Genomic DNA, 12,085 nt, shown 5'->3' on the forward strand with positions numbered 1-12,085 from the left:
GTTTATAGAGGAAGGACTCGTGGAACACTCGCTCTTAGTTTGGTTGTTACCGACTCTTGCCCTGGTTGTGGGTGTCGCCATTGGTTTCCTGATCGCACGCGTTGCGCCGAACGCCGCGCCCAGCCGCACACAGCGTCAACTGGACGACATTCAGGAACGCTTCGACAGTTATCAGAACGAAGTGGTGACCCACTTCAACAGCACCGCCAATCTGGTCAAGAAGCTGACCCAGAGCTATCAGGAAGTGCAGGATCACCTCGCCGAGGGCGCCAATCGCCTGGCCCTGGACGAACAGACCCGTCAACGTCTGCTCGCCTCTCTGCACGCAGAGGCTGCGCAGGCCCCACGCGAACGCCTGACGCCACCGCGCAATCAGGAGCCGCCGCGCGACTACGCGCCGAAGACTCCGAACTCGCCGGGCATGCTCGATGAGCATTACGGCCTGAAGAAGTAATCAGTCTTCAGCGCAAATAAAAAGCCCCCGGACAATCACTTGTCCGGGGGCTTTTTTGTGTCTGACGGTTACGGATACTGCTGAACCGTACCCGGCTGCTGTTGCTGCTGACCACCGTACTGCTGGCCCGGGATCGCCTTCAGGTTGACTTCAACGCGGCGGTTCTGCGCCCGGCCGTTGACGTCACCGTTGCTGGCAATCGGATTATCCGGGCCGGCACCGCGGGCCGACAGGTTGGCACCGCTGACGCCTTGCGAGGTCAGGTAGGTCGCCACGCTCTGCGCACGACGCTGGGACAGGTCCATGTTGTGCTGACGGCTGCCGGTGCTGTCGGTGTAGCCGACGATCTCGATCTGGTTCTGGCTGAACTCCTTGAGCGAGCCGGCCAGGTTGTTCAGCGGCTGGTAGAAGCTTGGGGCGATGTTCGCCGAATCGGTGGCGAAGGTGATGTTGCCCGGCATGATCAGTTTGATCTGATCGCCCTGACGCTGCACCTCGACACCGGTGTTGGCCATGCTGGCGCGCAGTTTCTTCTCTTGCTGGTCGGCGTAGTAACCGTAACCGGCGGCCGAAGCACCGACGACGGCGGCGCCGATCAAGGCGCCCTTGCCGCGGTTGTTGTGGTCGATCGCAGCACCGGCCAACGCGCCGGCCAGTGCGCCGAGGCCACCGTACTTGGCGGTTTTGCTCATGCCCTGGGAGCCGCCGTCGGCCTGGCCCTGATTGTCATACGGGTTGGGCGAGGCGCAGCCGGACAGCACGGCGACGGCAGTAGCGACAATAATCAAACGACGCGTGGTGAACATGGAGAGCTCCTACTTTTTTGCATTCTGTGGTGCAACGGCCGTTTGGCAATGGACCATTGCGGGCGTTGGATCATGACAATGCACAAAAATTCCACCGCGCACTCGTGACAAAATGTTTAGGCGCGCACGAACGGATTTTCCCGCATTTCATCCCCCAGACGCGTGTCCGGGCCATGTCCAGCCACAACGATCGCGTCCTCGTCCAATGTATATAGCCGCTGCTTGATCGATCGCACGATGGTCGCCTGATCGCCGCCCCACAAATCCGTGCGCCCTACTCCGCGCCGGAACAACGTGTCGCCGGCAATCAACAGCTTAGCCTCGGAAAACCAAAAGCTCATGGAACCGGGCGTATGCCCCGGTGTGTGCAGCGCCACGCCGCAGCCGCAGGCCAGCTCTTCGTCGTCGCTCAGCCAGCGATCCGGTGACGGCACCGGGGTGTAAGGCACGCCGAACATCTGGCATTGCATCTCGAGGTTGTCCCACAGGAACTGATCTTCCTTATGCAAGTGCAGGGTTGCGCCGGTTTTCTCTTTCATCTGACCGGAGGCCAGAAAGTGATCGAGGTGCGCATGGGGGTGGATGATGCTCACCACTTTCAGACCCAGCGCATCAAGGCGCGCCATGATCAGATCGGGATTGCCGCCCGGGTCGACGACAATGGCTTTTTTCGTGACCGGATCACCGATGATCGTGCAGTTGCATTGCAGCGGGCCGACGGGAAAGGTTTCGCGAATCAGCATGGAATTGGGCGCACTCATGGGAATTCCTGGACGAACGGTAGTGAGGTTGGTTTCAGAATTCTACTGCACAGGCCGATACAGATCGCCCGGTCAGTTATTTGACGCCAGCGATCAGAAAAATGATGGCTTAATGATGTCAAACTTCCTGTTTCTGGTGCAAAATCGCATTTTTTGTAGCGGTCGCATTCAGGAAGGGCCGCAGCGCACTCAGGAAATCCCCGCATGCCTACGCCCAAGACTTACTCCTTCACCTTCCCCGCTTTTCTGACCGGCAATGCCACTGTCGACAGCCTCATTGCCGGCAGTTACTGGCTGGGGTCCAACTGGGGCAAAGGTGGAACCAGTTTGAGCTATAGCTTCATGGCTCCTGGCACCTCGTACTTCGTCACTGACTACAGCCCCGACAACGAATACAACGCGCTGTACGAGCTCACTCCGGGTCAGAAGGCGGCAGTGAACTACTCACTGGGGACTTGGGCAGCCGTCACCAATCTCAATTTCAGCCTGACCACAGACACGCTGACCAACGTGGGTGACCTGCGCTTCGGCGGCTATCGGCTGATGGACAACAAGACCGCTGCCTGGGCTTATTTCCCTGCCAACACCCCGGCCGGTGGCGATGTCTGGATTGGCCCGCAGACGGGCGAAGCCACCCCGCTGAAGGGGTCTTATGATGTCATGACCTTCATCCATGAGATCGGTCACGCACTGGGGCTCAAGCATCCGTTCGACGTCAGCTCGACCAACAAGACACTGCTGGATCCGTCACTGGACGACGTTCACTTCACGGTGATGAGTTACAGCAGCAATTACTCGTACCAGCCGACGACACCGATGGTTCTCGACATCCTCGCGATTCAGAGCCTGTATGGCGTCAACACGATGTGGCAGACCGGCGACAACGTCTACAAGTGGGCCCCTGACCAGTCGATTTTTGAAACCATCTGGGATGCCGGCGGTAACGACACCATTGATGGCAGCAATCAACTTGCCGCCGTGAAGATCAACCTGAATGAAGGTGCCTACAGCCAGATCGGCAAGGCCTTCACTGACCTGAACACCCAGGCTGCGATCAATGACGGCCTGGCGATTGCCTATGGCGCAAAAATCGAGAATGCCATCGGCTCGGCATTCGATGACGTCCTCATCGGCAACGCACTGAACAACACCCTCAACGGCATGGCAGGTGCAGACTCCATGACCGGGGGTGACGGTAACGACACCTACTACGTCGATAACGCCGGCGATACCGTGGTTGAGCTCGCGAACTTCGGCTCGGGAATCGATACCGTCATTTCCTCCATCAGCTACACCTTGGGCAACAACGTCGAAAACCTTACGCTGGTGGGCACCGACAATCTGACTGCCACCGGCAATGCGCTGAACAACGTGCTGGTCGGCAACAGTGGCAGCAACTTCATTGATGGCGGTGCCGGCGCGGACTTCATGGCGGGCGGCGCGGGCAACGACACCTACATCGTCGACAATGCCGGTGACGTGGTCAGCGAAACCAGTGCGGTCGTCGGTGAAATCGACAACGTGCTGGCCTCGGTCAGCTTCGCACTGGGCGCCAACATCGAGAATCTGACCCTCACCGGTACAGGCGATACGTTTGCTCTGGGCAACGCGCTGAACAACGTGCTGATCGGCAACGACGGCAACAACCAGCTCTCTGGTGGCGCAGGTCTGGACACCATGATCGGCGGCAAAGGCAATGACACCTACGGTCTCGATCAGGCCGGTGAGCTGGCCCTGATCCAGGAGCAGGCCGGCGAAGGTAACGACACTCTGCTGATCACCTACGCATCGACCCTGCAGACCAACGTCGTCGACCTGAACCTCAGCAACCTGCTCAACGTCGAGAACGCCACCCTGCTGGGCAGCGGTAACTTCCGTTTGAACGGCAACGCCCTGAACAACACCCTGATCGGCAACGCCGACAGCAACTACATCGACGGCGGCGCCGGTGCGGATGTCATGGTGGGTGGCGCTGGCAATGACATTTACATCGTCGACAATGTCGGCGACGTGGTCAGCGAAACCAGCACCCTGGCGAGCGAAATCGACACTGTTCAAGCCTCGATCAGTTACACCCTGGGCAACAACGTTGAGAACCTCACCCTCACCGGCACCGACAATCTCAATGGTACCGGCAATGCCCTGAACAACACCTTGATCGGCAACAGCGGCGACAACGTGCTCAACGGTGGCGCCGGCGCGGACATCATGATCGGCGGCGCGGGCAATGACACCTACATCGTCGACAATGCCGGTGACGTGGTCAGCGAAACCAGTACCGTAGTCGGTGAAATCGATACCGTACGGGCTTCGGTCAGCTTCGTTCTGGGCGCCAACCTCGAGAACCTGACCCTCACCGGCACTGCCGACATCTTTGCCTTGGGCAACTCGCAGGACAACGTGCTGATCGGCAACGACGGCAACAACCAGCTCGCCGGTGGCGCCGGTCTCGACACCATGATCGGTGGCAAGGGCAATGACACCTACGCACTGGATCAGGCCGGGGAACTGGCATTGGTTCAGGAACTGGCAAACGAGGGCATCGACACCCTTCAACTGACCTATTCCGCCACACCGCAGACCAGCACCGTCGACCTGAACCTCAGTAACCTGCGCAACATCGAGAACGTCACTCTGCTGGGCAGCGGCAACTTCACGCTGACCGGCAACAGCCTGAACAACACCCTCATCGGCAACGCCGACAGCAACATTATCGATGGTGGCGCCGGGGCGGACTTCATGGCGGGCGGAGCCGGCAATGACACCTACATCGTCGACAATATCGGCGACGTGGTCAGCGAAACCAGTACCCTGGCAAACGAGATCGACACCGTATTGTCCTCGGTCAATTTCGCCTTGGGCGCCAACGTCGAAAATCTGACCCTCACTGGCACTGCTGACATCTTTGCCCTGGGTAACGCACAGAACAACGTGCTGATCGGCAACGACGGCAACAACCAGCTGTCCGGTGGCGCAGGTCTGGACACCATGATCGGTGGCAAGGGTAACGACACCTATGGCCTCGATCAGTCCGGCGAACTGGCCCTGATCCAGGAACTGGCCAACGAAGGCACCGACACCCTGCTTCTGACCTATGCCGCCACCTCGCAGATTGTCGATCTGAGCATCAGCAACCTGCAGAACGTGGAAAACGTGACACTGCTGGGCAGCGGTAATTTCGCAGTGGTCGGCAACAGCCTGAACAACGTTCTGATCGGTAATGCCGACAACAACATTCTGAACGGCGGAGCTGGCGCGGACACCCTCAATGGCGGCGCAGGCAATGACACCTATGTAGTCGACAACGTCGGTGACGTGGTTATCGAAGAGGGCACCTCGGCGACGGAAATCGACCTGGTTTACTCCTATATCAATTACACCCTGGGCAACAACGTCGAAAACCTTACGCTGGTGGGCACTGACAACATCAACGCGACAGGCAACGCCCTGAACAACGTGTTGAACGGCAACAGTGGCAATAACATTCTCGACGGCGGTGTCGGCGCGGACTTCATGGCCGGCGGCACCGGCAATGACACCTACATCGTCGACAACGTCGGCGACGTGGTCAGCGAAACCAGCACCCTGGCGAACGAAATCGACACCGTGCAGGCCTCGATCAACTACGTTCTGGGCGCCAACCTCGAGAACCTGACCCTGACCGGCACAGGCGATACATTTGCTCTGGGCAACGCGCTGGATAACGTGCTGATCGGCAACGACGGCAACAACCAGCTTTCGGGTGGCGCAGGTCTGGACACCATGATCGGCGGCAAAGGCAATGACACCTACGGTCTCGACCAGGCCGGTGAGCTGGCCCTGATCCAGGAACAGGCCGGCGAAGGCAACGACACGCTGCTGATCACCTACGCATCGACTCTGCAGACCAATGTCGTCGACCTGAACCTCAGCAACTTGCGCAACGTCGAGAACGCCACCCTGCTGGGCAGCGGTAGTTTCCGCTTGAACGGCAACGCCCTGAACAACACCCTGATCGGCAACGCTGACAGCAACTACATCGACGGTGGCGCCGGTGCGGACTTCATGGCGGGCGGCGCCGGCAATGACATCTACATCGTCGACAATATCGGCGACGTGGTCAGCGAAACCAGCACCCTGGCGAACGAAATCGACACTGTTCAAGCCTCGATCAGTTACACCCTGGGCAACAACGTTGAAAACCTCACCCTCACCGGCACCGACAACCTCAACGGTACCGGCAATGCTCTGAACAACACCTTGATCGGCAACAGCGGCGACAACGTTCTCGACGGTGGTACCGGCGCAGACATCATGATCGGCGGCGCGGGTAACGACACGTACATCGTCGACAATGCCGGCGACGTGGTCAGCGAAACCAGTACGGTAGTCGGTGAAATCGATACCGTACGGGCTTCGGTCAGCTATGTCCTGGGCGCCAACCTCGAAAACCTGACCCTCACTGGCGCTGCCGACATCTTTGCCTTGGGTAACTCGCTGGATAACGTGCTGATCGGCAACGACGGTAATAACCAATTGTCCGGTGGCGCCGGTCTCGACACCATGATCGGTGGCAAGGGCAATGACACCTACGGTCTCGATCAGGCCGGTGAACTGGCCCTGATTCAGGAGCTGGCCAACGAAGGTACTGACACCCTGTTGATCACCTACGCCGCCACGGCACAGACCAACGTCGTCGACCTGAGCCTCAGCAACCTGCACAACGTCGAGAACGTCACCCTGATGGGCAGCGGCAACTTCACGCTGACCGGCAACAGCCTGAACAACACCCTCATCGGCAACGCCGACAGCAACATTATTGATGGTGGCGCCGGGGCAGACTTCATGGCGGGCGGTGCCGGCAATGACACCTACATCGTCGACAACGTCGGCGACGTGGTCAGCGAAACCAGCACCCTGGCAAACGAGATCGACACAGTGATGTCCTCGATCAACTATGTCCTGGGCAACAACCTGGAAAATCTGACCCTCACTGGCACTGCTGACATCTTTGCCCTGGGCAACGCACTGAACAACGTGTTGATCGGCAACGACGGCAACAACCAGCTGTCCGGTGGTGCAGGCCTGGACACCATGATCGGCGGCAAGGGCAACGACACCTACGGCCTCGATCAGTCCGGCGAACTGGCCCTGATTCAGGAACAGGCCAACGAAGGTAACGACACCCTGTTGATCACCTACGCCGCCACACCGCAATCGAGCCTTGTCGATCTGAGCATCAGTAACCTGGTGAATGTCGAAAACGCCACGTTGCTGGGCAGCGGCAAGTTCGCGCTGACCGGCAACAGCCTGAACAACACCCTGATCGGCAACGCCGACAACAACGTCCTCAATGGCGGAGCCGGGGCGGACACGCTCACCGGTGGCGCAGGCGCGGACACGTTTGTTTTCGGTGGCGTCAACGAAATGGGTACCGGCAGCAACCGCGATGTCATTACCGACTTCAACAGTGCGCAAGGCGACAAGATCGACCTGACGAAGTTTGACGCCAACCTGCTGACCGCCGGCTTCAATGGCTTCACCTTCATCGGTGCGGGCGACTTCACTGGCGCCGGCCAACTGCGCTTCGTCGACCACGTGCTTTCGGGCAACGTCAGCGGCAACGCCGGTGCGGACTTCGAAATCCAGCTGGTGGGTGTAAACAGCTTCAGCGCCACCGATCTGGTGGCCTGATACAACCCGACACCCGACCTGTTTTCACAGGTCGGATGCCAAAAAAACGCCCCGATGATTCGGGGCGTTTTTGTTGGCGTCGATCGAGCCAAAGACCTAGCTCAGAACCCCGAGCTCCTTGGCCCTCGCCACTGCCTGTGTGCGCCGCTCAACCCCCAGTTTGCTGTTGATATGACTGGCGTGGGTTTTCACGGTATGCAGCGAAATGAACAGTTGTTCGCTGATTTCCTGATTCGAGCATCCTTGGGCAATCAGACGCAGGACTGCCAGTTCGCGACTGCTCAACTGTTCAGTAATCGGAGAATCCTGCACCGTGCGCAACGCTGGCGGCGGGAAGTGCTCCAGCAGTTGCTGACCTACAAGACCCGGTGCGTTCAGCGACAGTTGCCCGCGCAACCAATCGGCGTGGTCTTTGACCAGGCACTCGAATGGCTGCAACACCCCGCCACTGGCTGCTTCCATTGCCTGTGCCAACGCTTTGCGGGCCTCGGGTTCGCGATTGTTCACCAGCAGCAGCGCCACCTTCTGCGTCAACGCCATCACACTCAACAACTGGCGCCCGGTCTGCTGGCCGTTTTCCAACAGTACATTCAACCGGCCTTCGGCCAGCATCGGTTGCCCCTGAATGACATCCAGCAGCGCCTGCTGCAATTCGACATGCAACGGCAACTGCGGGTGAAACTCCGGTGGTGCCGCGGCGCGTTCGCCGGTGTAGGTCTGCCCCAGACGCGCCAGCCACGCCTCGGCCAGGTCAATCCGCCCCTGCGCCAGCCACAGCTCGCATTTGACCAGCGTGATCATCGCCAGGTAGTAGATCGGCGGAACATCCCAGATGTGCATCAGACGCTCGGCTTCGGCCAGTTCGGCAAAAGCCCGGGCGTAATCACCGCGGCTGCCGTCGAGCCGGGCAATCACACAGTGACCAATCAACACGCTGATATCACGACAGGCGCGCGCTTCACTCAGGCCGGCCTGCAATCGCACTCGCGCCGCGTCGGGCTGCAAGCGCATGGCCAACAGAAACCCCTCATACAGCGTCAATCGCGCACGCACGGCATACAAACGCTGCGCCGACAATCCGCGCAGACGCTCGAGGCCCTGATGCACTTCATCGAGCGAGCGCACTATCTCCCCCCGCGCCTGCAATACCCGGGCACGGTCGTAGTGGGCCAGCGCTTCGAACAGTGGATTGCCGACCCGCTGCGCCAGCTCCAGGGATTCGCGGTTCAAGCCTCGGGCGCGCCACAGATCGCCGTCGGCAATCGCCAGGTTGGACAAGGTCGACAAACACATCAGGCGCTGGCCGTAGCGTTTGGCCGGCAGGCTTTCCAGCGCTTCGCTGCAATACTCGATGGTCTGCTCGCGATGCCCTCGGCCACGGGCGATGATGCCCTTGAGCGCCAGCCATTGGGCAAGCATGGATTTCTGCGCGGTGGCCGACGGCGCCGGCAGAAACCGGCTCAGGTGACTGGCGAGTTCTTCGGCCGCGTCGAGCTGACACGCCAGCCCCAGCGCCCAGCTGTACAACACGATCAGGCGTGGCGTGCTGATCAGCAGACTGTCAGGCAAGTCCATCTTCCAGCGCAGCAACATGCCGACGTTCTGCTCGGCGAGCAGTTGTTCCTCGGACAGGTTCTGCACCAGATTCGCCGCCACGTCCAGATGCCCTGCCCGCAACGCCTGCTCCACGGCCTCATCCAGCAGACCCTGGGCATTGAACCAGCGACAGGCGCGCAGGTGCAGTGTTGCCGCGGGGACGATCGCCCGGGCAATCGGCCTGCTGCGCAACAGATCGGAAAACAGATGGTGATAGCGATACCAGTGCCCGTGTTCATCCAGCGGCACCAGAAACACCTGATGCGCCAGCAGGAAGCGCAGAATCTCGGCACTGTCGTGGGATTCGCGCACCGCGTCGCATAACTCGCTGCAAAAGCGTTCCTGCGGTGCGGTGTCGTAGAGAAACGCCTGCACCTCGGCCGGCAGGCAGTCGATGACTTCTTCCAGCAGGTAATCACGGATCAGCCCTTCCCCGCTGTTCAAGGCCTGCGGCAACGCTGCGTCACTCCCGGCCTCGGACACCGCCAGCAACCAGAAGCGCAGCCCGGCCACCCAGCCTTCGCTGCGCTGGATCAGGTTTTCCAGGGCCTCGCCGCGCAGCGAGCTACTGTGACGGTCGAGCAACGCCAGGGCTTCGTCGTGGGTCAGGCGCAGATCCTGTTCATGCAGTTCCAGCAACTGTCGCGACAGGCGCAGACGGGCGAGATGCCAGTCCGGTCGCTGACGGCTGGTAACCATGACCAGCAGGCCGTCGGGTAAATGATTGAGGAAAAATTGCAGACAACGGTCAAGTACCGGCCCCTGAGCGAGGTGGTAATCGTCCAGCACCAGCAACAGGGGCGAGGTCGGTTGCAGGTGCAGGGCCAGCTCATCGAGCAGGCCGTCGAGCCATTCTTCAAAGGCGAACGGCTGATGACGCTGACGCATTTTCAACAGGCCGAGTGCGCGGCTGCCGAGTTCCGGGAAGTAGTCCTGCAAGCCTTCGAGCAAGCGCTCGAGAAAGCGCCCCGGGTCACTGTCCCGGGCGCTCAGTCCCAGCCACAGGCTTTGCCAATGTCCCGGCAGGCTTTGACAGAACTCCACGGCCAGCGAGCTTTTGCCGAACCCGGCCGGGGCGCAGACCAGCAACAGACGTCCACCGAGCCCGGCTTGCAGGCGCTCGCAGAGGCGGGGTCGCAGTACGTATCCGTCAGGCAGCGGAGGACGGAAAAAACGTCCGTCCAATGCCGCGACGGCAACGCTTGCGGGACCCGGAAGTGGGGACAGATCAGTCATGGCCGGCTCTTGTTTGAATGGCTGTTGGCGGCGTGGCAGATGTCCGCAGACTAGCCTTAAACGGCGTACATATGAAGTTGTTGCTACAAATGGCTACAAAATCACGACGCAAAAAAACGCCCCGAACCAGTCGGGGCGTTTTTTCGAGGATGCGGCCTCGGGTTACAGCTTAGCGGATACCGTCCTGGCCCAGGTTGCCTGGCTGGAATTCGCTTTTACTGGCAGAGAAGCCGAAGTCATACGCTGATTTCTCTTCGTTCTTCATGCCCAGTGCCAGGTAGCGACCCGATTGCAGGTCATACAGGGTTTCCAGCGCGTACCACGGCACTTGCTTGTCGTAGTAGTCCTCGGCATGGGCCTCGGCGACACGCCACAGCTGACCGCGACCGTCGTAATGGTCGATGACGGCTGCCTGCCAGGTATCTTCATCGATGAAGAAGTCACGTTTGGCGTAGATGTGACGCTGACCCGGTTTCAAGGTTGCCACCACGTGCCAGACGCGACGCAGCTCGTAACGAGCCAGGTCCTGATTGATGTGGCCGGCCTTGATGATGTCGGTGTACTTGAGTGTTGGTGAATCGATCTTGTAGCTGTTGTTGGCAATGTACATCTCTTTCTTGCCTTCAAGCTTCCAGTCATAACGATCCGGTGCACCGTTGTACATGTCCAGGTTGTCGGAGGTACGCAGACCGTCCGCCGCCGTGCCCGGACCGTCATAGGACACTTGTGGCGCCTGACGTACGCGACGCTGGCCGGTTGCATAAACCCAGGCCTTGCGCGGCTCCTTCACCTGGTCGAGGGTCTCGTGCACCAGCAGCACGGTACCTGCCAGACGAGCCGGCGCGGTCACTTTCTGCTTGAAGTAGAACAGCACGTTGCCCGGGTTGGCCGGATCGTAATCCTTCATCTTGTCGCGGAACACGAACTGGTCCTGGAAATACACCAGGCTGAACGAGCCGTTGGTCTGCGGCGTCGCCTGGGTCACCAGACGGGTCACGCTGCCACCGCGATAGCGAGTGATGTGGTTCCAGATGACTTCCAGACCGTCTTTCGGGATCGGGAACGGCACGGCGGTCTGGAAGTTTTCCAGACCGTTGCCACCGGCCACCAGCGTGGTGGTCGTGGCGTTTTTCCTGATGGCGGCGAACACGTCATCCGGCACGGTGGCACCGCGATGGGACGGGTAAACCGGCATCTTGAACGTGTCCGGGTAACGCTTGAACATCGCGTACTGGCCCGGCGCAAGCTTGTCCTTGTACTGGTCGACGTTCTGCGCGGTGATGGTGAACAGCGGTTTTTCACTGGCGTACGGATCGGACAGGAAGCCTTTGCTGTCGACGGTGCCGGCATTTTTCGCCAGCGGTTTCCAGGCCGGGATCGAACCGTCGGCGTTGCCCGCCATCTCGGCTCCCATCGGGGTCAGGCTCTTGCCCAATTTGTCGGCCTCGGCGGCAGGGACCGCCGCCATCACGCTGGTCGCCAGCAGCGAAAGCCCCAGAACACCGGCGTGGAACAGACTCTTTGTTATTTTCATATGGTTGTTCGTCCTGAAAAAACTG

At 60.0% G+C, this 12,085-nt stretch carries 6 protein-coding genes; 2 read left to right on the forward strand and 4 right to left on the reverse strand.

The window, feature by feature from the left end:
- Positions 1 to 19: 19 nt before the first annotated feature.
- A complete protein-coding gene (locus tag AC1RR7_RS28835) occupies positions 20 to 454 on the forward strand; it encodes a Z-ring associated ZapG family protein (protein ID WP_096822847.1) in 435 nt (144 codons plus the stop codon).
- Positions 455 to 522: 68 nt separating this feature from the next.
- Here the strand turns inward: AC1RR7_RS28835 and AC1RR7_RS28840 are convergent, their stop codons facing one another.
- Positions 523 to 1,260, reverse strand: a complete 738-nt coding sequence (locus AC1RR7_RS28840; protein ID WP_096822848.1) for a YiaD family glycine zipper/OmpA-like lipoprotein — start codon at positions 1,258 to 1,260, stop codon at positions 523 to 525.
- A 116-nt stretch (positions 1,261 to 1,376) separates the two neighbouring features.
- Positions 1,377 to 2,021 (reverse strand): MBL fold metallo-hydrolase, encoded by a 645-nt coding sequence (locus tag AC1RR7_RS28845; protein WP_493158864.1) that lies wholly within the window; start codon positions 2,019 to 2,021, stop codon positions 1,377 to 1,379.
- 204 nt (positions 2,022 to 2,225) lie between these two features.
- Here AC1RR7_RS28845 and AC1RR7_RS28850 point away from each other — a divergent pair, with 204 nt between their 5' ends.
- Positions 2,226 to 7,694 (forward strand): M10 family metallopeptidase C-terminal domain-containing protein, encoded by a 5,469-nt coding sequence (locus AC1RR7_RS28850; RefSeq protein ID WP_493158865.1) that lies wholly within the window; start codon positions 2,226 to 2,228, stop codon positions 7,692 to 7,694.
- Between the two features lie 96 nt (positions 7,695 to 7,790).
- Here AC1RR7_RS28850 and AC1RR7_RS28855 read toward each other — a convergent pair whose 3' ends face one another.
- Together AC1RR7_RS28855 and AC1RR7_RS28860 are read right to left on the reverse strand one after the other, a co-directional pair.
- On the reverse strand, positions 7,791 to 10,526 hold the full coding sequence (locus AC1RR7_RS28855; RefSeq protein ID WP_102621237.1) for a winged helix-turn-helix domain-containing protein: 2,736 nt from the start codon (positions 10,524 to 10,526) through the stop codon (positions 7,791 to 7,793).
- Positions 10,527 to 10,695: 169 nt separating this feature from the next.
- Entirely contained in the window at positions 10,696 to 12,060 is a 1,365-nt protein-coding gene (locus AC1RR7_RS28860; protein WP_096822787.1) for a DUF1329 domain-containing protein, read from the reverse strand.
- Between the last annotated feature and the right edge of the window lie 25 nt (positions 12,061 to 12,085).

It is taken from the genome of Pseudomonas sp. GW821-FHT11G12 (assembly GCF_058808055.1).